The sequence below is a fragment of the Nocardia sp. bgisy134 genome (assembly GCF_057708325.1).
Map to the genome: position 1 here is coordinate 131,802 of NZ_JBYIRW010000001.1, position 23,447 is coordinate 155,248.

Annotated in this window: 20 protein-coding genes; 10 read left to right on the forward strand and 10 right to left on the reverse strand. The window is 69.6% G+C overall.

The window, feature by feature from the left end:
* Nucleotides 1-3 precede the first annotated feature (3 nt).
* The gene (locus AC3ERS_RS00625; RefSeq protein WP_431962324.1) at nucleotides 4-1,701 is read right to left on the reverse strand and encodes a GMC oxidoreductase; all 1,698 of its coding nucleotides are present in this window, start codon (nucleotides 1,699-1,701) and stop codon (nucleotides 4-6) included.
* Nucleotides 1,702-1,833: 132 nt separating this feature from the next.
* The gene (locus AC3ERS_RS00630) at nucleotides 1,834-2,442 is read right to left on the reverse strand and encodes a TetR/AcrR family transcriptional regulator (protein ID WP_431962326.1); all 609 of its coding nucleotides are present in this window, start codon (nucleotides 2,440-2,442) and stop codon (nucleotides 1,834-1,836) included.
* A 101-nt stretch (nucleotides 2,443-2,543) separates the two neighbouring features.
* Between AC3ERS_RS00630 and AC3ERS_RS00635 the strand changes: the two genes are divergently transcribed.
* On the forward strand, nucleotides 2,544-3,683 hold the full coding sequence (locus AC3ERS_RS00635) for an acyl-CoA dehydrogenase family protein (protein ID WP_431962328.1): 1,140 nt from the start codon (nucleotides 2,544-2,546) through the stop codon (nucleotides 3,681-3,683).
* Between the two features lie 3 nt (nucleotides 3,684-3,686).
* On the opposite strand, the gene AC3ERS_RS00640 is transcribed toward AC3ERS_RS00635, so the two are convergent.
* Nucleotides 3,687-4,814, reverse strand: a complete 1,128-nt coding sequence (locus AC3ERS_RS00640) for an esterase/lipase family protein (protein WP_431962330.1) — start codon at nucleotides 4,812-4,814, stop codon at nucleotides 3,687-3,689.
* Nucleotides 4,815-5,097: 283 nt separating this feature from the next.
* On the opposite strand from AC3ERS_RS00640, the gene AC3ERS_RS00645 reads away from it, so the two are divergent.
* Nucleotides 5,098-6,336, forward strand: a complete 1,239-nt coding sequence (locus tag AC3ERS_RS00645; protein ID WP_431962332.1) for a PucR family transcriptional regulator — start codon at nucleotides 5,098-5,100, stop codon at nucleotides 6,334-6,336.
* On the opposite strand, the gene AC3ERS_RS00650 is transcribed toward AC3ERS_RS00645, so the two are convergent.
* On the reverse strand, nucleotides 6,312-7,613 hold the full coding sequence (locus AC3ERS_RS00650) for a diguanylate cyclase domain-containing protein (RefSeq protein ID WP_431962334.1): 1,302 nt from the start codon (nucleotides 7,611-7,613) through the stop codon (nucleotides 6,312-6,314). The two genes, AC3ERS_RS00645 and AC3ERS_RS00650, sit on opposite strands and share 25 nt — an antisense overlap.
* Before the next feature lie 436 nt (nucleotides 7,614-8,049).
* Between AC3ERS_RS00650 and AC3ERS_RS00655 the strand changes: the two genes are divergently transcribed.
* Nucleotides 8,050-10,512 (forward strand): MFS transporter, encoded by a 2,463-nt coding sequence (locus AC3ERS_RS00655; protein ID WP_431963540.1) that lies wholly within the window; start codon nucleotides 8,050-8,052, stop codon nucleotides 10,510-10,512.
* Nucleotides 10,513-10,522: 10 nt separating this feature from the next.
* Here the strand turns inward: AC3ERS_RS00655 and AC3ERS_RS00660 are convergent, their stop codons facing one another.
* Both AC3ERS_RS00660 and AC3ERS_RS00665 read right to left on the reverse strand, forming a co-directional pair.
* On the reverse strand, nucleotides 10,523-11,443 hold the full coding sequence (locus AC3ERS_RS00660) for an STAS domain-containing protein (RefSeq protein ID WP_431963542.1): 921 nt from the start codon (nucleotides 11,441-11,443) through the stop codon (nucleotides 10,523-10,525).
* A 104-nt stretch (nucleotides 11,444-11,547) separates the two neighbouring features.
* Nucleotides 11,548-13,098: a metallophosphoesterase gene (locus AC3ERS_RS00665; RefSeq protein WP_431962336.1), complete on the reverse strand. Its 1,551-nt coding sequence runs from the start codon at nucleotides 13,096-13,098 to the stop codon at nucleotides 11,548-11,550.
* Between the two features lie 95 nt (nucleotides 13,099-13,193).
* Here AC3ERS_RS00665 and AC3ERS_RS00670 point away from each other — a divergent pair, with 95 nt between their 5' ends.
* From AC3ERS_RS00670 to AC3ERS_RS00685, 4 genes are all read left to right on the forward strand, one after another.
* Entirely contained in the window at nucleotides 13,194-13,463 is a 270-nt protein-coding gene (locus tag AC3ERS_RS00670) for a DUF2277 domain-containing protein (protein ID WP_431962338.1), read from the forward strand.
* Between the two features lie 116 nt (nucleotides 13,464-13,579).
* Nucleotides 13,580-14,191, forward strand: coding sequence for a methyltransferase domain-containing protein (locus AC3ERS_RS00675; protein WP_431963544.1), 612 nt, complete (start codon nucleotides 13,580-13,582; stop codon nucleotides 14,189-14,191).
* 113 nt (nucleotides 14,192-14,304) lie between these two features.
* Nucleotides 14,305-15,480: an NAD(P)/FAD-dependent oxidoreductase gene (locus AC3ERS_RS00680; protein ID WP_431962340.1), complete on the forward strand. Its 1,176-nt coding sequence runs from the start codon at nucleotides 14,305-14,307 to the stop codon at nucleotides 15,478-15,480.
* A complete protein-coding gene (locus tag AC3ERS_RS00685) occupies nucleotides 15,477-16,391 on the forward strand; it encodes an RNA polymerase sigma-70 factor (RefSeq protein WP_431962342.1) in 915 nt (304 codons plus the stop codon). Before AC3ERS_RS00680 ends, AC3ERS_RS00685 begins: the two co-directional genes overlap by 4 nt.
* 114 nt (nucleotides 16,392-16,505) lie before the next feature.
* Here AC3ERS_RS00685 and AC3ERS_RS00690 read toward each other — a convergent pair whose 3' ends face one another.
* Nucleotides 16,506-17,651 carry an acyl-CoA dehydrogenase family protein gene (locus AC3ERS_RS00690; protein WP_431962344.1) on the reverse strand — a complete coding sequence of 382 codons (1,146 nt, stop codon included), beginning with the start codon at nucleotides 17,649-17,651 and terminating at the stop codon, nucleotides 16,506-16,508.
* Between the two features lie 131 nt (nucleotides 17,652-17,782).
* Here AC3ERS_RS00690 and AC3ERS_RS00695 point away from each other — a divergent pair, with 131 nt between their 5' ends.
* The gene (locus AC3ERS_RS00695; RefSeq protein WP_431962346.1) at nucleotides 17,783-18,496 is read left to right on the forward strand and encodes a TetR/AcrR family transcriptional regulator; all 714 of its coding nucleotides are present in this window, start codon (nucleotides 17,783-17,785) and stop codon (nucleotides 18,494-18,496) included.
* An 8-nt stretch (nucleotides 18,497-18,504) separates the two neighbouring features.
* On the opposite strand, the gene AC3ERS_RS00700 is transcribed toward AC3ERS_RS00695, so the two are convergent.
* Together AC3ERS_RS00700 and AC3ERS_RS00705 are read right to left on the reverse strand one after the other, a co-directional pair.
* Nucleotides 18,505-19,227: a Mut7-C RNAse domain-containing protein gene (locus tag AC3ERS_RS00700; protein ID WP_431962348.1), complete on the reverse strand. Its 723-nt coding sequence runs from the start codon at nucleotides 19,225-19,227 to the stop codon at nucleotides 18,505-18,507.
* Nucleotides 19,228-19,514: 287 nt separating this feature from the next.
* Nucleotides 19,515-20,270, reverse strand: a complete 756-nt coding sequence (locus tag AC3ERS_RS00705) for a PaaX family transcriptional regulator C-terminal domain-containing protein (RefSeq protein ID WP_431962350.1) — start codon at nucleotides 20,268-20,270, stop codon at nucleotides 19,515-19,517.
* 160 nt (nucleotides 20,271-20,430) lie between these two features.
* On the opposite strand from AC3ERS_RS00705, the gene AC3ERS_RS00710 reads away from it, so the two are divergent.
* Both AC3ERS_RS00710 and AC3ERS_RS00715 read left to right on the forward strand, forming a co-directional pair.
* Complete coding sequence (locus tag AC3ERS_RS00710; protein ID WP_431962352.1) at nucleotides 20,431-22,059, forward strand: acyl-CoA dehydrogenase family protein; 1,629 nt, start codon at nucleotides 20,431-20,433, stop codon at nucleotides 22,057-22,059.
* Nucleotides 22,060-22,093: 34 nt separating this feature from the next.
* On the forward strand, nucleotides 22,094-23,137 hold the full coding sequence (locus AC3ERS_RS00715) for a crotonase/enoyl-CoA hydratase family protein (RefSeq protein WP_431962354.1): 1,044 nt from the start codon (nucleotides 22,094-22,096) through the stop codon (nucleotides 23,135-23,137).
* 4 nt (nucleotides 23,138-23,141) lie between these two features.
* Here the strand turns inward: AC3ERS_RS00715 and AC3ERS_RS00720 are convergent, their stop codons facing one another.
* Entirely contained in the window at nucleotides 23,142-23,354 is a 213-nt protein-coding gene (locus AC3ERS_RS00720; protein ID WP_431962356.1) for a hypothetical protein, read from the reverse strand.
* Nucleotides 23,355-23,447: the final 93 nt, after the last annotated feature.

A 23,447-nucleotide genomic window follows, 5' to 3' on the forward strand; every position in this document is an offset into this window, starting at 1 on the left:
GGCTCAGCGCACTGGTTCGATCGGGAGCCGCAACGCCGCCGGTGCGCTCGGCGGGACCACCGGGCGGCGCGGCGGGATCGGGTCCATGCGCCGGTAGGGTGCGCCGAGCGCGGGTCGCGGGTCGGCCTCACCCTTGTTGGGCCACAACGAGACCGCGCGCTCGGCCTGCGCGGTGATGGTCAGCGACGGATTGACCCCGAGGTTCGCCGAGATCGTCGAGCCGTCCACGACGTGCAGCCCGGGGTGCCCGTAGAGCCGGTGGTACGGATCGACCACGCCGGTTCGCGGCGAGTCGCCGATCACGCAACCGCCGATGAAGTGCCCGGTCATCGGGATGTTCAGGACACCGGAGGTGGTGCCGAGGGGGAAGCCGTCGATCTTGTCGGCCACCCGCCGCGCCACCTCGTGCCCGGACGGCACCCAAGTCGGGTTGGGTTGGCCCGCACCCTGTTTCGTGGTCATCGTGCGGCGGCCGAACCAGTTTCGCTTGGTGTAGGTCGTGATGGAGTTGTCCACCGACTGCATCACCAGCAGGCCGATGGTCTGCTCCGACCAGTGCCGCGGGGTGTGCGCGCGCAGCACGTCGCGGCGGTTGCGCCACAGCGCGCGCACCCACAGCCCGATGCGCGGGGTGTCGCCGCTGACCATCACGGTCGCCATCAGCGAGAGGGCGTTGCTGCCTTTGCCATAGCGCACCGGTTCGACATGGGTGTCGTCGTCGGGGTGGATCGACGAGGTGATGGCGACGCCCTTGGTGAAATCGCTGTCCCCGCGGCGGCTGCGCGCCCCGAGCAGTTCCTCGGAGTTGGTGCGCGAGAGTTGTCCGAGCATCTCCGAGATCGCGGGCAGCGAGCCGGTGTCGCGCAAGCGATGCAGCAGGCGCTGGGTGCCGAGCGCGGCGGCGGAGAAGACCACCTGCTCGGCCGTGAACTCCCGGCGTCGTCTGCGCACCGTGCGCCCGGTGCGCTGCGTGGTGATCGTGAAGCCGCCGCCTTCGCGGGGACGCACGTCGGTCACCGTGGTGAGGGGATGCACCGTGGCGCCCGCCTTTTCCGCCAGATACAGGTAGTTCTTGACCAGGGTGTTCTTCGCGTTGTGGCGGCAGCCGGTCATGCACTCGCCGCAGTGCGTGCAGGCCCGCCGGTCCGGTCCGGCGCCGCCGAAGTACGGGTCGGGCACGTCCTGTCCCGGCCGGACGCCCGCACCGCCGAAGAAGACGCCGACCGGCGTGCTGCGGTAGGAGTCGGCGACGCCGAGATCCGCGGCGACCTCGCGCAACACCCGGTCAGACTGGGTCGTCGCCGGGTTGGTCGTCACGCCCAGCATGCGCTTGGCCTGGTCGTAGTGCGGCGTCAGTTCCGCGCGCCAATCGGTGATGTGGCCCCACTGGCGATCGGTGAAGAACCGCTCCGGCGGCTCGTAGAGGGTGTTCGCATAGACCAGCGAGCCGCCGCCCACGCCCGCGCCCGCCATCACGAAGGTGTCCTTCAGCAGCGCCAGGCGCTGGATGCCGAAGCAGCCGAATCGTGGCGCCCAGAGATATTTCCTGATGCGCCACGAGGTTTCGGCGAACTCTTCGTCGGTGAAGCGCCGGCCCGCCTCCAGCACGCCGACCCGGTAACCCTTCTCGGTCAGGCGCAGCGCGGTGACGCTGCCGCCGAACCCCGAACCGACGACCACCACGTCGTAGTCGAATGTCATGGACCCGCGCCTTCCTCGTTGCCGCTCACGTTCGTGCACCAACGCTAGGAGCGAGCGGCCCGGTGACAGGACAGACCTGCGGCCAAGAAATCGACATTTCCGGCCATCGGGTGTGCGCCCGCCCGATCGGGCCTAGGTCCGGCGCAGGGCCAGTTCGACGAGGTCGGTCCAGTCGGCGAGCACCTGTTTACGACGAGCGCGGTCGCGGCCGACCATTTCGTCCAGGGTGGCGCCGCGGACGAGGTTGATGGTGAGCCAGAAGGCGGAGTCGAGGCGATCGCGGGAAATGTCGGGGCCGACAAGGGCGGCGCAGCGGTCGAGCAGTTCGACGGTGAGATCGTGTTGGACGCGCAGCATTTCGCGGCGCAGCTCGCGGTCGTTGGCGATCCCGACGTAGAGCTCGACGCAGGCGCGGCCGAGTTTGCCCGCGAAGGTGGCGGTCACCAGCTCGACGAGCACGGCGCCGGCCGCCGTCTCCGCGGGCACGGTGCGCAGGCGGCGGTGCAGCGCCTGGCGCTGGCGCTCGGTGAGATGCCCGATGGTCTGCGCGAACAGCTCTTGGCGGGTGTGGAAGTGGTGCAGCTGGGCGCCGCGGGTGACGCCGGCGCGGGCGGTGATGTCGGCGATGGAGGCGCCGCCGTAGCCCACCTCGGCGAGGCTGTCGATCGCCGCGTCCAGCAGCTGCGCGCGGGTCCGCAGACTCTTCTCCTGGTGCTTGTTCGGCGGCAGCTCGGAAACCATTCGAGCAGTATAACCGGCAAAAAGTACATGCTGCCTTGCATGCAATTGGATGTTGGCCATAATGTGTTGGCAAGCCGACCACACGCCGCGGAGATGATGAGATGCCTGTCGACCGACTGCTGCCCACCGAGGAAGCCCGCGATCTGATCGAGCTCACCAGGGAGATCGCCGACAAGGTGCTGGAGCCGCACGCGGCGGAGTTCGAGAAGCGGCAGCAGTACCCCGAGGAGGCGTTCCGCGCGCTGGGCGCGGCCGGGCTGCTGAGCCTGCCCTACCCGGAGGAGTTCGGCGGCGGCGCGCAGCCCTACGAGGTGTACCTGCAGGTGCTGGAGGAGCTGGCGGCCCGGTGGGCGGCGGTGGCCGTCGCGGTCAGCGTGCACAGCCTCTCGTGTCACCCGCTGTTCGTCTTCGGCACGCCGGAACAGCGGCAGCGCTGGCTGCCCGAGATGTTGTCCGGCAACGTGATCGGCGCCTACAGCCTCTCCGAGGCGCACGCAGGATCCGACGCGGCGGCGCTGCGCTGCAAGGCCACCGCCGTCGAGGGCGGATACCGCGTCGACGGCTCGAAAGCGTGGATCACCAACGGCGGCAGGGCGGACTACTACACCCTGTTCGCCCGCACCGGCGAGGGCTCTCGCGGCGTCTCCTGCTTCCTGGTTCCCGCGGGCACCCAGGGGCTGAGCTTCGGCAAGCCCGAGGAGAAGATGGGTCTGCGCGCGGTGCCCACCACCACCGCCGCCTACGACGGCGCCTTCCTGCCCGCCGAGCGGCTGATCGGCGACGAGGGGCAGGGCCTCTCGATCGCGTTCAGCGCCTTGGATTCCGGACGGCTCGGCATCGCCGCCGTGGCGACCGGCCTCGCTCAGCGCGCCCTGGACGACGCGGTGGCCTATGCCAAGGAACGCGAGGCGTTCGGCCACCGCATCATCGACCACCAGGGCCTCGGCTTCGTCCTGGCCGACATGGCCGCCGCCGTGGACTCCGCCCGCGCGACCTATCTGGACGCCGCCCGCCGCCGCGACGCGGGCCTACCCTATTCGCGGCAGGCCAGCGTCGCGAAACTGGTCGCCACCGACGCCGCCATGAAGGTCACCACCGACGCGGTGCAGGTCTTCGGCGGCTACGGCTACACCCAGGATTTCCCGGTCGAGCGCTACATGCGCGAGGCCAAGATCACCCAGATCTTCGAGGGCACCAACCAGATTCAGCGTTTGGTCATCGCCAGAGACCTGGCCCGCTGATCCTCAGAGGCCGCCGCCACCACCGATCAACCACGGGTTGAAGGCGCACGCCAGCTCCGACTGCGCCGCCGGGTCGAGCGCGCGCAGCGCGATCGAGGTGGAGCGGGGTGAGTACATCATGGTCAGGTGGTCGGAGATGTCCTGCTCGCAGCCCGCCTGGAGGGTGATGTTGTCCACGGTGGCGTCCGGGCCCGCCGTCAGGAAGGTCCAGTCGTAGGGGTTGGAGATCTCGTCCCAGCGCGAGCCGACGGAGGTGTAGGCCACCCCGGGGACGGTGTCGCCCACGGCGTTCAGCGTGGCGTAGAACGACGAGCCGACCGCCTGCTGAATATTCGACAGCCCGACGATGGGCTCGTAGAAGCCGAGGATGTTCACGCCGAGGTTGTTGATCGCCCTGCCCAGCGTGGCGATGCCCATCAGCGAGGTGCCGTGGTGGGTGGCGCCGAAGCTGATCAGCTTGCCGACCTTGCCCTCACCGCCGTCGAACTTCAGGTACCGATTGGCCACCGTGCCGCCCTGCGAGTGCCCGATGATGTCGACCTTGTCCGCGCCGGTCGCGCCGCGCACCTGTTCGACGAATTCGGCGAGCTGGCGCGAGGATTCCTCCATCGGCCCCACGCCGAACCGGCCCGGCAGCACCGCGCCGAGACCGCCGCCTTCCATCAGCCCGGAGCGGCCGAAGTTGAAGGCGAACACGCAATACCCGGCGCGCGCCAGCCGCGGCGACATGTAGGCGAAGGTGTCGTAGGCGTTGAGCCAGGTGCCGTGCAGCAGCACCACCGGGTTCGGGTGTGCGGCGCTCGGCTTGCAGTCCCACCGGTTCGCGCCTGCGGGCGCGGCGTCCGGGTGGGTGAGACCGTAGGCGAACGCGGCGAGCGCCGCGGTCATCTCCGGCCCCTCGCCGATGGCCGCCGAGGAGGTGCTCTTGGCCCAGCCGGAGCCGGAGCCGGTGTCGACGATCGCCTTCGGCTGCCTGCCGTCGGCCGCGGGCAGCAGCCCGGCGTCGATGGCGTCGGCGAGCGCCTGCGCTGTCGACTCGACGCTCCCCTCGACGGCCGGGTTCGCGATCGTCACCCCCGCGCCCGATCCCTGCGCCAGCGCGAGCCCCGCGATCATCGCGGCGCAGGCCATGGCACGCCTGCTTCGTTGCCTCGTTGCAAACATCTTTCGTACTTCCCATCAGCTCGACTGCCGCCCCCCGAGGGAATTACTATGGCGCAGCTCACAATTGGACGTCGTCTGTGACGCGCGCCATCTCGCGACGGCGGTGATGAAAATGTAAGACCGGATGGTCTATCGCGTCACTGCACGCCAGGACGAAGAAAGTCGACGGGCCCTTGTCGCCTGCGACAAAGTTCTTGGCCGTGGCGACGGACGCATTGTCGTCAACCCTGTCGTGGGTAACAATCGGGCCATGGCTGTCGCTTCACCCCCGGTCACCGGGGACCTCCCGCTGGTGTCCCGATTGCTGACCAGGTGGCCGCAGATCGCGGAGCGCATGCTCGCCGCGGGTCTCGGCGCCACGCCGCCCGCGTCGGAATTGCCCGCGGGCCATTTCACCGCCGAGGTGTTGCCGACCATCTACGCCTGCGGCCGCGCCGTGCTCCAGGCCATCGGCGAACGACGCGAGTTCACCAGGGCCGAGGTCGCCGGGTTCGTGGTCCCCGTCGCCGAGCGGCACGCCGAGGACCGCTTCCCGCTGGGTCTCCTGATCGAGGCGATGCACGGCTCGGCGCAGTCGGTGCTCGCCGAGGCCGCCGCGCAGGCCAGGCCCGACGAGAAGGACGAGCTGGTCGTCGTCGGCTCGCGACTGCTCGACCTGCTGATGCACATCAACATCGTCGTCGTCGAGACCTACACCGAGGTCGAGCAGTCCATCTACAACGCCGAGCGCGAGGCGCGCCGCGAACTGTGTACGGCCCTGCTGCGCGGGCTGCCCGCCGACGAACTCGCGGCTCGCGCCGATACGCCGCTGACCGATCGCTACACCGTGCTCGCCATCCACCTGCGCCCGGACGAGCAACCGCATACGGTGGCCGACCTGGTCGCCCGCCGCCGCATCCGCGTCCTGCACCGCACGCTGGACACGCTCAGCAACGGCACCGCGCTGGTCACCTTCGACGGCTCGAGCGGAATCGCCTTGCTGCCCAACCACTCCGAATCCGCCAAAGCGGATGCCGCGCGCCATCGCGGCCTCGCCACCGAGCTCGCCGAGCAGTTCGGCACCCAGGTCTACCTCGCCGAGTGTCGCGGCGTGCCGCGCGCCGATCTCCCCGGCTCCGCGGAGCAGGCCGCCGAGGTGGCGACGCTGGCCAGGCTGCTCAACCGCCCGACCGGCCGCTACCAGCTCGACGATCTGCTCCTCGAGTACCAGCTCACCAGGCCGGGCCCGGCGCGCGACCGGCTGGCCCAGCGCATCGCCCCGCTGCTGCGCAATCCGCACCTGCTGGAGGCGCTGGAGGCCCATCTGGAGTACGGCTCGGACCGCAAGGCCGCCGCCGCGTGCCTGCACGTGCACCCCAACACGTTCAGCTACCGGCTGCGCCGCATCGCCGAGCTCACCGGCATCGACCCCGCCGAACCCACCAACTCGCGGATGCTCGCCGCGGCGCTCACCATCCACCGGCTCTATCCGGCGGTCGATCGCCCCTGAGCGCTCGCGGCGGCCTTCTCGCGGTACATCGCGGTGTCGGCGTCGTGCAGGATCTCGGTGGCGGTGCGCGGATCGCCCGGCGCGATCGTGGTGACCCCGATCGAGGCCCGCATCGCGAGCCGTTGTCCTTGGGCGACAATCGGTTCGGCGACCGAGGCGGCGAGCCGCCGGACGATCGGCCCCGGGCCGATCTCGTGTCCGCAGAGCAGGACGAGGAACTCGTCGCCGCCCAGCCTGCCGACCAGATCGCCGTGTCGCACGGCCCGCCGCAGGCGCTGCGCCACGACCTGCAGGACGACGTCGCCGACCACGTGTCCGTGCCCGTCGTTGATGGCCTTGAACCCGTCGAGATCGACGAACAGCACGGCCGACAGCGTGCCGCCCGCGGGATGGGCGAGGGCGGTGTCGAGGGCGGACAGGATGGTATTCCGGTTGAGCAGCCCGGTCAGCCCGTCGTGGGTGGCCTGATACTGCAGCTCGCGCTGGCTGGCGCGGGTGGCGGTGATGTCGGTGAACGAGCTCACCACCGGCGATGTCCCGTCGGCCGGATCGAGCAGCCTGCAGCTGCCCGTCAGCCAGCGGCGGTGATGATCGGTGCCGTCCACGCCGAAGACGAAGCGGGTGACCGGCTCGCCGGTCGCCATCGTCCGCGCGACCGGATGCCGGATGGCGGGTAGCGGGACGCCCTCGGTGTCGACCATGCGCAGCGGTAGCCTGTCGAACCGGGCGCCGACGAGTTGTCCACCGCGACAACCGAATATGCGCAGCGCGGCCGGGTTGATCGATTCGATCATGCCCTGCCTGCTGATCACGATGACGCCCTCCTCCAGCTGCGAGACGATCGCGCTGAAGTGCTGCTCGGCTCGGCGTTGGGCCTGCTCGGCCGCGTGCTGCGCGCTCAGATCGTGCAGCACCACCTGGTACGCGCGCCTGCCCTGCCAGACGGTGAGCACCGAGACGGTCTGCACCGGTACGCGGCCGCCGTCGGCGTGCAGCAGCGTGAGCACGGCTCGTTCGGACGCGTCGCCGTTGCCGCGCAACCCGTCGATCCTGGCCAGGGTCGAGGCGACGGAATCAGGTGCGATGAAATCGCTGACCGGGCGTCCGACGATCTCGTCCGCGGACCGGGCGCCCACCAGGCGCACGCCGGCCGGGTTGAGATACACGACGACGCCGCGTTCGTGCACGCAAATGGCATCGGGAGAGTGTTCGACCAGCGAACGGTACCGCTCGGCCGCCTGCTCCGGATCGCCCACCATGGTCTTCTTCTCGTCCATGCGAATCCCCGTTCGACGAACGACGCGCGGTCGGTGTCCACATCAATCCACAGTGCTTGGAACCCCGCCGGGTCCGGCGATCGCCCACCCTGCCGATCCGAACGAGGTAACGGTGCTGCCATCCACTAGCCGAGAGCGAGATTATGAGACTAGTTGGTATCGAAGGTCAAGGATACCGCCCGCGGTTAATGAACAGCAATCACCGAGCTCGCGTCGCGGGGCGCCCTGACCAGCGCGCTGCTTAGCCTCGTTAAAGAGGCCGTGCCGTTCACCGGTAAGCTCGCCGCGTCGCAGCATCCCCTTGATCTATCAGTACGACACAGCAGATCGCTTGTGGCGCATGGCTTGGTCGCGCGCGAGTGCGCGCGGCCGCCGGATGCGCTTTGTTCCGAACGCAAGATCGCAACCGTTGGACGATCAGAACCAGGGCATCTACATGACCAATACGACCATCCAGGCTCCGGCGCCGACGCCGGACCTGGCGGCCGAGGCAGGCACGCAGCTGTCGCATCGGCAGATTCTCACCATCCTCTCCGGCCTGCTGCTCGGCATCTTCCTGGCCGCGTTGGACCAGAACATCGTGAGCGTCGCGATCGTGCCGATCGCCAACAGCCTGCACGGATTCGACGAACAGGCCTGGGCGACAACGGCATACCTGATCACCGCGACCATCACCACGCCGCTCTACGGCAAACTCGCCGACATCTACGGCCGTAAACCGTGGTACCTCACCGCGATCGGGCTGTTCGTGGCAGGCTCGGTGGCCTGTACCTTCGCCACCTCGATGTACGAACTCGCCGCGTTCCGCGCGTTCCAGGGTCTCGGCGCGGGCGGCCTGATGTCGCTGGCCTTCACCATCGTCGGCGATATCGTCCCGGCCCGCGAAAGGGTCAGGTACCAAGGCTATTTCATGGTGGTGTTCGGCTCGTCCACCGTGCTGGGGCCGGTGCTCGGCGGACTGTTCTCCGGCTACGACGAGCTCGCGGGCCTGGAAGGCTGGCGCTGGGTGTTCCTGGTGAACGTGCCCATCGGCGTGGTCGCTTTCCTGGTGGTCGCCAAGGTGCTGAATGTGCCGCATCAGCGGCAGCCGCATCGCATCGACTGGTTCGGGGCGCTGACCCTCACGGTGTGCGTCGTCCCGCTGCTGATCGTCGCCGAACAGGGCAGGGAGTGGGGCTGGAGCTCGGATCGAGCGCTGCTCTGCTACGGCGTCGGCGCGGCCGGTCTCGTGCTGTTCGTGCTGGTGGAATTCCTGATGAAGGACGCGGCGCTGATTCCGCTGCGGTTGTTCCGCAACTCCACCTTCAGTGTGTCCATCGTGGGCGGCTTCATCGTCGGCGTCGCGATGTTCGGCGCGATCGTGCTCGTGCCGCTGTATTTCCAAGTGGTGCGCGGATATTCGCCGACCAAGGCGGGCTTGCTGATGCTGCCGCTGGTGGTCGGGATCATGGTCGGCTCGCAGATCGCCGGGATCATCACCAAGCTCACCGGCAAGTACAAGATCCTGCCGGTGGCGGGCTGCTTCCTGATCGCGCTCGGCGCGGTGCTGCACGGCGGGGTGCGCTACGACAGCCCGCTGTGGGAGCCGCTGCTGTACGGCGGTGTGATCGGCTGCGGGCTCGGCGCCTGCATGCAGACGTTGATCATCGCCGCGCAGAACGCGGGTCCGCGCACCGACATGGGCGTCTCGACCGCCGCGGCCACCTTCTTCCGGCAGATGGGCGGCACCCTCGGCGTCGCGATCTTCCTGACCATCCTGTTCAACCTGCTACCCGGCCGCATTGTCGACGCCTTCGGCGGGCGGCTGCCGGACGGTTTCGACGCCGCCAGGCTCGGCGAGTTGCAGAGCAACACCGGCGAGCTCGCCGCCATGCCCGCGGATCTGCGCGTGCCGATCCTGGTCGGTTTCACCGACTCCATGCAGGGCGTGTTCTACGTCGCCGCCGCGGTGGCCGTGCTCGCGGGCGTCGTGCTGATGTTCATGAAAGAGATTCCGCTGCAAGACGATCCGATCGTGCCGCCGGATGGCCCCGACGGCGCGAAGGGCTCGTCGAGCTGGGAGGAGGCGCAGGTGTGGGCTGGCGCCGCCGAGGTCTTCTCCGAACCGGAACCGGTGCTCGCCGCCGCGGCCGAGTCCCGCTCGTTGTTCGGCCGCATCCAGCACGAGGACGGGCACCCGGTGCCGGACGCGGCGCTGACGTTGATCGACAAGGGCGGGCGTCAGATCGCCAGGGCGGTGGGCGACACGAACGGCTCCTACGCCATCGACGTGCCGGACGCGAGCACCTACGTGCTGATCGCGGCCGCGGCCGGACATCAGCCGACCGCGGTCAGCATCGTGGCCGGTTCGTGGCCACAGGAACTCGACGTGAAGCTGAGTGGCTCCGGTGCGCTCTCCGGGACGGTCAGATCCGCGGGCAGCGGAAATCCGCTCGGCGGCGCGACCGTCACGCTGACCGATCGGCAGGGCGAGGTCGTCGGGGCCACCGTCACCGCGGACGACGGCGCCTACGTCTGCCACGGGGTGGTCTCGGGCACCTACACGATGGTCGCGCTCGCCGAGCACATGCGCCCGCACGCGACCACGCTCACCGTGCCGGACAGCGGCCTGCTGCGCCACGACATCGACATGGAGCCGAACGCGGTGCTGGCCGGGTCGGCGCTGGCCGACGGCAGGGCGGTGCCGGACGCGCAGATCATGCTGCTGGACTTGGCGGGCGATCTCACGGCGACGGTGCGCACCGACGCCAACGGCCGCTACGTCGTGCAGGACCTTGCCGAGGGCCAGTACACCGTGGTCGCGCGCGGATATCCGCCGGTGACGAGCCGGGTGACGGTGTCGGGCGGCGAGGCCGTGCACGACGTGCGGCTCGGCTACGGCCGCGACGGTGAGGACTGAGCGCGGCCGGTCAGTTCGCCGGTTCGGATCGCCGCGCCGGATCGCCGCCGCGGCTCACCTCGTAGCCGAGCAGGAGTTCGGCCTCTTCGATGCCGCCCTGGAGGTCGCCGACGGCGTTCATCTTCGACAGATCGAGGCCGATGGTGACCAGGGTCAGCGCGATCTCCGAGGACAGGCCGGTGATGATCACGCTGGCGCCCATCAGGCCGGAGGCGTCGACGGTTTGGACGAGGTGGTTGGCGACGGTGGAGTCGATGGTCGGTACGCCGGTGATGTCGATGACGACGACCTTGGCGCGGTTGTGGCGGATGGCGCGGAGCAGCTGTTCGGTGAGCTGGCGGGCGCGCTGGCTGTCGAGCACGCCGATGATGGGCAGGATCAGCAGCTGTTCGCGGACCTGGAGCACGGGGGTGGACAGCTCGCGGATGGCTTCCTGCTGCTGGCGGATGACGCGTTCGCGTTCCTGCACGAACGAGATAGCCACGGTGCTCGCGATGCGGTTGGCCGCGGGCTCGTAGGCGTCGAGCACCCGGTTCAGCAGGTCGAAATCGGACTGGTACTTCTCGAACAGCGAGCGGGCCAGCACATCTCGCAGCAGGAGCACGATGCCGAGCACCTCGTCGGTCTCCACCCCTCGGGGGAAGATGCGCTCGGACAGGTCGCGCGCGTAGGCCTGCAGCGCCTCGACGCTACCGGTCTCCAGCACCGCCACGTAGTTGTCGTAGACCGCGGTGACCTCGGAGAACATCTCCTCGGCTGTCATCGCGGTGAGCAGCTGCGCCTCGGTGATGAGCCGCGCCCACTCCTCGCGCAGGGCGGTCCGGTTCTGCCTGAGGTGTCGCACCAGTTCCGATAACAGACCGGCCCCGCCGCCGTTCACGCCGATTTCGGTCGCGACGGGGTCGAACACATCGGACACGTGGCCCTCCATCGATTTCGCACCGAGGGGCATCAGCGGTACTCGGGAATCGTATACCCGAGCGCGTTTCGGGCGCGGGGGTTTCACCGGTGCCGCGCCATCCTCCGGACGACATGTCAAGCCCGCGTCGCGGCCAGCTCCACGACGGTGATGTCGGAGGGCGCGCCGACCCGGACGGGCGGGCCCGCCGCACCGGCCCCGCGCGTCACGTACAGCTGTGTGTCGCCGTAGCGCTCCAGTCCGGCGAGCGTCGGATTCGCCAGCGCCGCAATGAAATTCCCCGGCCAGAGCTGGCCGCCGTGGGTGTGTCCCGACAGTTGCAGGTCGACGCCGTGCGCCACGGCGTCGTGAATCTGCACGGGCTGGTGCGCCAGCAGGACAGCGGTGCGCGCACGGTCGCGATCGCCGAGCGCCTTGGCGAAATCCGGTCCGTGCCCGGTGTGTTCGCCCTCCACGTCGTTGACGCCCGCGAGATCGAAACCGGGCAGCTCGGTCCGATCGTTGGCGAGCAGGCGCAGCCCGAGATCCTGCACGTGCTCGACCCATTCCTCCGCGCCGGAGAAGTACTCGTGGTTGCCGGTGACGAAGTACGCGCCGTGCCTGGCGCGCAGCCTGCTCAGCGGTTCCACGGCGGGGCGCAGGTCCTCGACGCTGCCGTCCACCAGATCGCCGACCACCGCGATCAGATCGGGCTGGGTGTCGTTGATCGTGCGGACAACTCGCTCGGCGAATCCCCTGCCGAGAATCGGGCCCAGGTGCACGTCGCTGACGACGGTGATCCGGAATCCGTGCGCCGAACGGGGAAGCTTGGCCAGCGGCACGGTCAGTCGTTTGACCTGCGGCCCGTTCAGCACGCCGTACGTGCCGACGCCGACGGTGGTCGCCGCGGTGAGCGCGGCGGTCCCGGCCACCGCGCGGGACACGAAGATCCGCCGCGAGATCGGCTTCGGCGTGGCGGTAACCGCCTGCGCCGCTTCGGTATCGCCACTCGTACCGGTGTGCTTCCGAGCGCTCGCAGCGTCGGCGGGATCTCGGACTTGCTGCGCCGGAGCTGCCGACGCGGATGTCCGGCCTCGATCTGTTGGTGTGCCTGCTATGTCGGTGGATGCCGCGTGGCTGGTGGCCGGAGTGGCTACGTCGGTGGATGCCGCGTGGCTGGTGGCTGGTGTGGTTGCCGCCGCGGTGGATGCCGCGTGGCTGGTGGCCGGTGCTCCCTCGGTGGATGCTGCGCGGCTCTTATCCGGAGTGGTCGGCATCTCTGCCGGTCCTACGCCGGGTTCGGCCGAAGCGCTTGTCGCGTAGGCGGATTCGTCCCGCCGTGTCGAAGTGCTTGTGCCCTCGGCGGATTTGCGCGCGAACCAGCGCAGCAGCAACGGCCGCATTGCCTCGCCGACCAGCAGCGCGAGCAACAGATACACCATCAGCGCGCCCCACAGATAACCCGGCCACGCGATGGCCCGCACCAACGGGAACGGCAGTCCGGCCGAGTCGCCGACGGACGCGCCGATCAGCAGCAGCGGACCCGCCACCAGCACCGCGGTCCCGATCCGCCGCGCCATCGTTCGCGGCGCGGTGGTGTCCCGCACCAAGCGCCGCCACAAGTACAAATGCAGCCCGGCGAACACCGCGAGCACCCCGACACCGACCAGTACCATCACAACGACCACCGCGCAGCCCTCTCCCGTACCGACCGTCCCGACCTTACGCGGGACCGCCGTGCGGAGCTCGCGACGATGTCGGACACCCTCGGTAGCCTCGAAGCATGTGCCGAAACATCACTGCCCTGCGCGGGCTGGAGCCCGCGGCGACACCGGAGGAGATCCAGGCGGCGGCGCTGCAGTACGTGCGCAAGGTCGCAGGTCTGTCCAGCGTCTCCGCGGCGACGCGTCCGGTGGTGGAGTCCGCGGTGGCCGACATCGCCGCGGTGACGACCCGCCTGCTCGCCGAGCTGCCGGACCGCAAGGTGCCGCCGAAGTCGGTGCCGCCGCTGCGCCGCCCCGAGGTACAGGCCAGGATCGCCGCGCGGAGCTGATCCGCCGCCGAAAAATCGGATGCGCCCGCGGACGCGTTTGGCTTACTGTCGCGCCCATGCGAATCGTGAGCGGCAAGCAGATCCGCGAGGTGGACGTCGGTTAAGCCCGAGAGCTGATCGGCCGCCATCCGGCGGTCCAGATCGACCTCGGTACGGGCGACGGACGCGCGGTGCTCGCCGCGGCGGCCGCCGTCCCGGAGCGGCTGGTGATCGGCGTGGACGCCCATGCGGCGGGCATGTCCGGGGCCTCCCGCAAGGCAGTGCGCGGCAAGCTCACGAACACGCTGTTCGTGGTGGCGGCCGCCGAGCGGCTGCCGCGGGAACTGGACGGCGTCGCCGACATCGTCACGGTGTATTTCCCCTGGGGTTCGCTGCTGCGCGGCGTAATCACCGCGGATCCGGTGATCGTCGCCGGGCTCGCGCGGGTGATGAAGCCGGGCGCGGCGCTGTCGATCCTCGTCTCGGTGACCGAGCACGACCGAGGTTCCGGCCTGCCGCCGATCGACGAGCACGCTCTGCACGGTCTCGCCGAACCTTGTGCGGCACAAGGTCTCACGATCACCGGAGTGACGCCCGCGACGGCCGCCGACATCGCGGCCACCGGTTCCTCGTGGGGCAAACGCCTCGGCGCGGGATCGCAGCGCAGCGCCTGGCGGATCACCGCGTACCGCTCGGACGGTCCAGGCGATCCGGAACCCGCCACCGAGCATCGGGCGGTGCCCGCGTGAGGGCGGTCCGGAAGGCCGATGTGGCGTGGATCACCCGTCCCGGATGTCACGACGGCGAGGACGGGATCCGTCTCGAGTCTGTCAGCGAAAGATCGACAGCGAAGGACGCGACGATGACCGAGATCCTGATCCTTGGCGCGGGCTACACCGGCATGACGGCGGCGATGAGCCTGGCCGCCCGCACCCGCAAGCGTGACGACGTGCGCATCACCCTGGTCAACCCGCAGCGGCGGTTCACCGAGCGATTGCGCCTGCACCAGACCGCGGCAGGCGAAGAACTGACCGATCTCCGGATTCCCGACATGATCGAGGGCATGGGCATCGACTTCGTGCAAGGCCGGGTGACGGCGATCGACGCCGCCGCGCGGACGGTGCTGGTCGACGGCGCCCGGACGCTGGGCTACGACACCCTGGTCTATGCCCTGGGCAGCGTCGCGGACACCGAGTCGGTCCCCGGCGTGGCCGACCACGCGCACACCCTCTACAACCTCGCCGAGGCGCAGCGGCTCTCCTGGCGGCTGCGGGGCCTCGACGCAGGCGCCCGGGTGGTGGTCTGCGGCACCGGGCTCACCGGCGTGGAATCCGCCGCCGAGATCGCCGACCAGCACCCCGGCCTGCGCGTCACCCTGCTCGGCCGGACGGAGCCGGGCGCGGCGCTGAGCGACAAGGCGGGGACGTATCTGCGCGACGGGCTGGCGCGGCTGGGCGTCACCGTGCGCGCGGGTGTGGAGGTCGCGAAAGTCGGGCCCGACACCGTCGAGTTCGTCGGCGGCGACCACCTGCCCGCCGACGTGGTGCTGTGGACGGCGGGCGTGCGGGTCTCGCCGCTGGCGGAGCAGGCCGGGCTGACGGTCGACGACCACGGCCGGATCGTCACCGACACCGTGCTGCGCTCGGTCTCGCACCCGAACGTCTACGCCGTCGGCGACGCGGCCGCGGTGCGGCAGAACTACGGCGTCATCCACGGCACCTGCCAGAGCGGCATGCCGACCGGAGCGCACGCGGCGCTGGCCATCGCCCTCGAGCTGAAGGGCAAGCGGCCCAAGCCTTTCCGGTTCGGGTACTTCCATTTCCCGATCAGCCTCGGCCGCGGCGACGCGGTGGTGCAGTTCACCAGGCCCGACGACAGCCCGAACCGGTTCGTGCTCACCGGCAAGCGCGCGGTGGCCTACAAGGAGGCCGTCAACGCCGCGCCGTGGGATGTGTTCGCCCGGGTCAAGAAGTACGGCGCGCTGGCTTCGGCCGTGTGGCGCAAGGGCGGTCGCAGCACACGAATCGAGGCGGCATGACCGACCGGGATCAGGAAATCTTCGCCGAGTACCGGAATCTGTTGTTCGCGGTCGCCTATCGGATACTCGGGACCGCCGCCGACGCCGAGGACATCGTGCAGGACGCGTGGTTCAAATGGTCGGCGGCGGACCGGTCCTCGGTCGCGGATGCCAAAGCGTATCTGGCCAGAATCGTGTCGAATCTGGCGATGGATCGGCTGCGGTCGGTGCGGCACAAGCGGGAAACCTATGTGGGCCCGTGGCTTCCGGAGCCGATTCTCACCACCGGCGACACCGCCGACGCGGTGGCGGGCGCCGATTCGGTGTCGCTGGCCATGCTGGTCGTGCTGGAGACGCTGAGCCCGTTGGAGCGCTCGGTGTTCGTGCTGAAGGAGGTGTTCGACTTCAGCTACGCCGAAATCGCCTCGGCGGTGGAACGTTCGGAGCCCGCGGTGCGGCAGGCGGCGCTGCGCGCGCGCAAGCACGTGCACGCCCGCAGGCCGCGTTTCGAGGAGGACAGCGCCACCAAACAGCAGGCCACCGAACGATTCCTGAGCGCGGCCACCGGCGGCGACATCAACGCGCTGATGGAGTTGCTCGCCCCGGATGTCACGCTGTGGACCGACGGAGGAGGCAAGGTGCGCCAGGCGCTGCGCCCGATCGTCGGTGCGGGCACGGTGGCGGCCTGGTTCGCCGGGCTGGCCCGCCCGCGGACCTACGAGGGCGTCGAGGTCTCCGAGATGACCATCAGTGTGCTGCCGATCAACGGCGGGCCGGGCATCGTGTTCACCGGAGCCGACCGGGTGATCGCGGTGATCACCCTCGATCTGGACGCGCACGGCCGGATCGTCGCGGTGCACAACATCGCGAACCCGGACAAGCTGGGTGCCATCGCGGGCGGCACCGCGCACGACGTCGGTCCGCACCGCTGATGCGGCACGGACGTCACGTCGCCGCGCCGACGGTCCTGCCGAGGCCGGATCGGGCGCGGCAGTGTCGAATACCGTTGTGCCGCAGTAGAGGCCAGGTGGCACAACGGACTTCGCTCACAGCGACCTTGCGATGATCTCCTTCATGATCTCGTTGGTGCCCGCGTAGATCATCTGCACCCGGTTGTCGACCCACATGCGCGAGATCGGGTATTCGCTCATGTACCCGTATCCGCCGTGCAGCTGGAGGCATTCGCTGGCCACCGACATGGCGCGCTCGGTGGTCCACCACTTCGCCATGGCCACGGTCGGGATGTCGAGTTCGCCAACGATGTGCTTGGCGATGCAGTCGTCGGTGAAGACGCGCGCGATCTTCGCCTCGGTGGCGACCTCGGCCAGCTTGAACTTGGTGTTCTGGAAGCCGAAGACCGTGCGGCCGAACGCCTCGCGCTCCTTGACATAGCGCAGCGTGTGCTCCAGCGCGGTCTCCATGCCCGCCACCGAGCCCACCGCGATGATCAGGCGCTCCTGCGGCAGCTGCTGCATGAGCTGGATGAAGCCCTGACCCTCCTGCGTGCCGAGCAGGTTGGCGACCGGGATGCGCACGTCCTCGAAGAACAGCTCGGAGGTGTCCTGGCCCTTCTGGCCGATCTTGTCCAGCACCCGGCCGCGCCGGAAACCGGGCCGGTCCGCCTCCACGAGCACGAGGCTGATGCCCGCCGCGCCCTGGGTGGTGTCGGTCTTGACCACGACGATGATCAGGTCGGCCTGGGCGCCGTTGGTGATGAAGGTCTTGGAGCCGTTGACGACGTACTCGTCGCCGTCGCGGACCGCCTTGGTCTTGACGCTCTGCAGGTCGGAGCCGGTGCCGGGCTCGGTCATCGCGATCGCGCCGACCACCTCGCCGCTGGCCATCTTCGGCAGCCAGTGCCGCTTCTGCTCCTCGGTGCCGTAGGCGAGCAGGTAGTGCGCGACGATGCCGTTGTGCAGGCTCTGGCCCCACGCGGTGTCGACCACCCTGGCCTGCTCCTCGATCAGCACGGCCTCGTGCGCGAAGGTGCCGCCGCCACCGCCGTACTCCTCCGGGATGGACAGGCAGAGCAGGCCGAGTTCGCCGGCCTTGTTCCACAGGTCGCGATCGACGTGGTGCTGGGCGATGTACTTGTCGACGTTCGGCGCGACTTCCTTCTCGAAGAAGGCGCGCGCGAGTTCGCGCAGCGCGTCCAGGTCGTCGTTCATCCAACACGACCGGTAGGCGGCCATCGAGACTCCTTAGGCTCGGTGTACTACTGGCGATACTTGTGACCAGTATTTACGGGTACAGTGTGTACCATCGGGTGCGCTGGGACAAGACGGAACTTCGAGCGCCGAGGACGTCGGATACGGTGAGCCGCGTGGGACGACAGCGCTGGACCGACACCGCCGAAACCCGCCGCTCGGGCGCGCGGGGACCGGGCGGCGTCGAACGCCGCCGCGCGTTGGTGGCGGCGGCCGTCGCGGCGATCGAGGAACACGGACCCGACGCCTCGATCGGGCAGATCGCCGACCGTGCCGGACTGGTGCGCACGCACGTCTACCGGCACATCGCGGGCAAAGAGGAACTCGACCGCGCGGTCGCGCGCCACGCGCACGCGGAACTCACCGCCCGCATTCGGGCCACCTTCGACGTCGACGGCACGCCGATCGACGTCATCCGCGCTCCCATCGCCGAACACGTCGCCTGGGCGGGGGAGCATCCGAATCTGTATCGCTTCCTCGTGGAGCGCAACTACCGCAGCGGCAACGAGGAGCCGCGCATCGGCGGCAGCGCCTTCGCCTCCGAGATCTTCACCGCCGCAACGCGATACATTCCGCGCTTCGGTTCGGACCGGGCCGCGGCGGAGCGGCTCATCATCGCGCTGCTCGGGTTGATCGACGCCTCCGTGCGCTGGTGGCTCACGCATCGGGAGAGCACGAGGGAGGCGCTGGTCGACCAGCTCACCGCCGAGGCGTGGCTGCTGATCGACCACCGGCTGCGCGCGCTCGGCATCGAGCTCGACCCCGCGGCGCGACTGCGGGACCTGCTGATCGCCGGAGAGGACTACCGCGGCGAGGCCGCCGTGATGTGAGGCCGCGATCAGGAACCGAACTTCCGCCGCGTGTGCGCGACGATCGCGTCGAGCCGGGCGTGATGCGCGCCCTTCCAATAGGTTTGGCCGCAGTCGACGCACTGCGCGAAGGTGTCGTAGGTCTGTTCGGTCTGGTCGGGCAGCCGCCCGCGCATGTCCGCCTTGTCGGCCTCGCGCAACAGGCCGTTGCAGGTGGTGCATCGCGTCCACGGGGCGAGGCCGGGTACGAAGCGGGAGAGCACGTCGTCGAGTTGTTCGGCGGGCTTGTGGCTGTAAACGTAGGCGCCCGAGTAGATTTCGCGTCGCCGTAGCAGTCCGCGATCGCGGGAGAGCAGGATCCGGCGCTCGGCCGCCGAGCGCGTGGCCAGGGCGGCGTCCCCGATGTCGGGGTTCTCGTAGGCGGCGTCGATGCCGAGCAGGCGCAGCCGCCGCGCCAAGGTGCCCAGGTGGATGTCGAGCAGGAAGCGCACCGGCTCGGGCATCCGCTGCGGACGCGTCACCGCCAGCACCGCGAGCGAATCCCCGTGGACGGGCACGTACGCGGGTCCCACCGTCTCGTCGTTCACCACCAACGCTCCCACCTCGGTGAGCGGCGTCCCGAGTGACTCGACCACGTGCCCCACGGTCGACACCCCGTCGACGCGCACGGTCGACGGACCCCCGCGCAGCCCCGCGGCGACGAACAACGTCAGCTCGGCCGCGAACTCGACCGTGATCTCCCCGGTACCCACCAGCCAAGCATGCCAGGCTGGGTACTGTGAGGCAGCCCGGCGAGCCCGCCGGTCGCGCACGTAGCCGACGTACCGTCTGCACTCGCGCTCGATCGGGATGCGTATGCCAATGCCTTGGGCGAGCGTCTGGCGATACCCGGCGCGGCGCTTGTCTGTGGCCTCGGCCCCGCGCTGTCCCGGCGCCGGCGTGCATCGGTGTCTCGGTGCGGCCCCCTTTCGGCGCCGTGGCGCTGCGCCTTTCGGTGTCGCTGCCGTGCAGAGCCGTAAGTCGTCTGAGGATCGGCGCCCTATCGCTGCCGTGGCACGGCGCTCCCCATCAGCGCCTCGGCGAACTCGGCGAACTCCGCGCGGAAATTCACATAGGACGCGCGAAGTTCGCGGCCCGGCCAGTGCGGGGGCAGGAGCTCGGCGGGCAGCATCGGGTCGTTGAGGATGTGGCGCACGGTCGCGGCGGCGACTTCGAAACGGTCGCCGATGAATTCCGCCTGCGCCATCGCGGACAACAGTAACCGGGCGTTCTCGGCCCAGGCGTCCGGCCGGAAAAGCCGTTCGGCCAGTTCGCCGTCCGGTTCACCGGGATGGCCGGTGAACGCGGTCAGGCGGCGTGCCGCGCCGGCGGGGAACTCGGTGCCGAGATTGTCCGGGCGAGTCCACACGCCCTCGCGCAACTCGCCGAACTTCTTGGCGCGCAACATTTCCCGGAAAGCAGCCCGGTCGGTGGAGTCGTCCGCACCGACGGTGACGATGGCCAGCCGCCAAGTGCCGTCCCATGCGCCGGTGGGCGGGTGCATGGCCTCGTCCTGGCGGTGCTGGCGTTCGATCAGCCGCGGCGCGAGGCGGTAGGCGCTGTCGCGGCGCTCCAGATCGCCGCCCGCCACCATCCTGGTCAGCGCCGCGCGCACCGCCGACTCCTGGAGCCCGAGCCCGACCGCCACCCGCACGATCCAGCTCACCGGCGCCTCGGCGGGATGCGCGCCGAGCAGCGCGCTCAGGATCGCCGACCGCGCGGTGAGCTTGCGCACCGGCGTCCCACGCGAATCCATGCCCCGATGCTAACCACTTCCGGTTCCCGCACATCTCGTGCACGCCTCGCACAGCCACCGCCTGTGTGAGGCGTGTGGACGGGTGTGGCAGCGGCAGGGTATTGCAAAGTTGTGGCGCGTGACGCAGGGTTGTAATAGTCGAGTTGGAGGACGGGGTGCGATGGCGACGCATGTGGTGACGAATCAGGTTCCGCCGTTGGTGGATTTCGACGCGGCCGAGCAGCCGGCGATTCTGGAGGCGCTGCGCAGGGCGGGGGCCGAGCGGGCCATCGAGGACGTGCGGTCGGTCGGGAGGCTGGCGGGCAGCGCCGAAGCCCAGGCGCTCGGCGACCTCGCGGAGGCGCACCCGCCGGTGCTGCGGACGCACGACCGCTACGGGCATCGGATCGACGAGGTCGAATACGACCCGAGCTATCACCGGCTGATGGAGTACGCGGTGGGCTTCGGCCTGCACGGCGCGCCGTGGGCCGACAGCGGTCCGAGCCCGCACCTGGTCCGCGCCGCGAAGATGAGCGTGTGGAGCCAGGTCGACGCCGGGCACGGGTGCCCGATCTCGATGACCTACGCCGTAGTGCCCGCGCTGCGCGCCAACGCCGAACTCGCGGCGCAGTACGAACCGCTGCTCGTGGCCAAGGAATACGATCCCGGCCTGCGGGTGCCGTCGACCAAACGCGGTCTTATCGCTGGCATGTCGATGACCGAGAAGCAGGGCGGCTCGGACGTCCGCGCGAACACGACGACCGCCGTGCCGGTCGCGGACGGCACGTACCGCCTCACCGGGCACAAGTGGTTCACTTCGGCGCCCATGTCGGACCTCTTCCTGGTGCTGGCGCAAGCGCCGGGCGGACTGTCGTGCTTCTTCGTCCCGCGCGTGCTGCCCGACGGCACCCGCAACACGTTCAATCTCCAGCGGCTGAAGGACAAACTCGGCAACCACTCCAACGCGAGCAGCGAGGTCGAGTACGACGACACCGTCGGCTGGCTGGTCGGCGAGGAGGGCCGCGGCGTGCCGACCATCATCGAGATGGTGAACCTGACCCGGCTCGACTGCACGCTCGGCTCGGCCTCCGGTATGCGCGCGGGCGTCGCCATGGCCGTGCACCACGCCACCCACCGCCGTGCTTTCGGCGCGCACCTGATCGACCAGCCGCTGATGCGCAACGTCCTCGCCGACCTGGCGCTGGAGGCCGAGGGCGCGACCACCGTCGGGCTGTGGCTCGCCGAGGTGACCGACCGGGCCGTCTCCGGCGACGAGACCGCCGATCGGCTTCGCCGGATCGCCTTGGCGGTCAGCAAGTACTACGTGTGCAAGCGCGGGCCGATGCACGCGGCCGAAGCGCTGGAATGCCTCGGCGGCAACGGGTACGTCGAGGAATCGCGGATGCCGCGGCTGTACCGGGAGGCGCCGCTGATGTCGGTGTGGGAGGGCTCGGGCAATGTGGCCGCCCTCGATACGCTGCGCGCGCTGGCCAAACAGCCGGAGACCCTCGGCGTCTTCTTCGACGAGGTCGAGTTGGCCCGCGGCGCGGACGCCCGGCTCGATGCCGCGGTCGACGACCTGCGCGGCCGATTCGCCGACTTCGACACGATCCAGTACCGCGCCCGCCGCATCGTCGGCGAGATGGCGCAGGTACTTCAGGCCTCGCTGCTGGTGCGCTACGGCCATCCGGCCGTCGCCGACGGGTTCGTCGTCAGCAGGCTCGGTCACGATCGCGGCGATGTGTTCGGAACCCTGCCCAACGGACTCGACACCGGGGCGATCATCGAACGCGTCACGCCCAAGTTCTGACCCGCACCCGTCCGATCCTCGAAGGGAATTCCCGTTGCCCGACTACACCGACCACGCAGGCACCCGTCCGGCCGCCTGGTACGAAGGCCTGACCGAAGGCAAGGACTCCTTGTTCGCCGACCGGGAGCAGGCGCCGTCCGACATCAGGTACCGAACACTGACCTACGAGGTCACCGATCGGGTCGCGCGCATCACCTTCGACCGTCCCGAACACGGCAACGCGATCACCGCCGACACCCCGATCGAGCTCGCCGCGGCGGTCGAGCGGGCCGACCTCGATCCGCGCGTGCACGTGATCCTGGTGTCCGGGCGCGGCAAGGGCTTCTGCGGCGGCTACGACCTGTCGATCTTCGCGGAGAACGGCTTCACGCCCGACGGCGGCGCGGCGCCGGTCGACGGCACCGTCCTCGACCCGGCAGTGCAGGCACGCAACCACAATCCCTGGGGCACCTGGGATCCGATGGTCGACTACCAGATGATGAGCCGCTTCAACCGCGGCTTCGCCAGCCTGCTGCACGCGAACAAACCGACCGTGGCCAAGCTGCACGGCTTCGCGGTGGCGGGCGGCACCGACATCGCGCTGTTCGCCGACCAGATCATCTGCGCCGACGACACCAAGATCGGCTACCCGCCCACCCGCGTGTGGGGCATCCCGGCGGCGGGCATGTGGGCGCACCGGCTCGGCGACCAGCTCGCCAAGCGGCTGCTGTTCACCGGCGACTGCCTCAGCGGCAAGCAGGCCGCCGAATGGGGTCTCGCCGTCGAATCGTGCCCGGCCGACGAACTCGACGAGCGCACCGAGGCGCTGGTCGCCCGCATCGCGCGGATGCCGGTCAACCAGCTCATCATGGCCAAGCTCGCGCTCAACAGCGCGCTGCTCGCGCAAGGCGTGGCCAATTCGGGCATGGTCAGCACCGTGTTCGACGGCATCTCCCGGCACACCCGCGAGGGCTACGCCTTCCAGTTGCGCTCGGCCACCGTCGGATTCCGCGAGGCCGTGCGCGAGCGCGACGAACCGTACGGCGACTGGAAACGCGCGCAGTTCCGCGCATCCGGTGAGGAGGACGCCGAGCACTGACCGTTCAATCCGGCAGCTGACGCATCTCCAGCAGGGTGAGGCCGAGATTGTCGATCATGGCCAGAATGGCGCGCATCGCCGTGGGATCGGACACCGGCCCGAACAGCGAGGTGGTGCCGCTGCTGGACGGCGCGGCATCGAGATCGGGGAAGGCGGCCACGGCGCGGTCGGACAGCTCGCCGTCGATGATGAACTGGTATCTGGTCGGGACCGGCATGGCTCTCCTCCCTGTGGTTGCGCGATGGTCGAGTCTGCCGCGCCGCGCGCGTGGCTCACCTCACACACCGCGGATGAGATTTCCGGAAAGGCG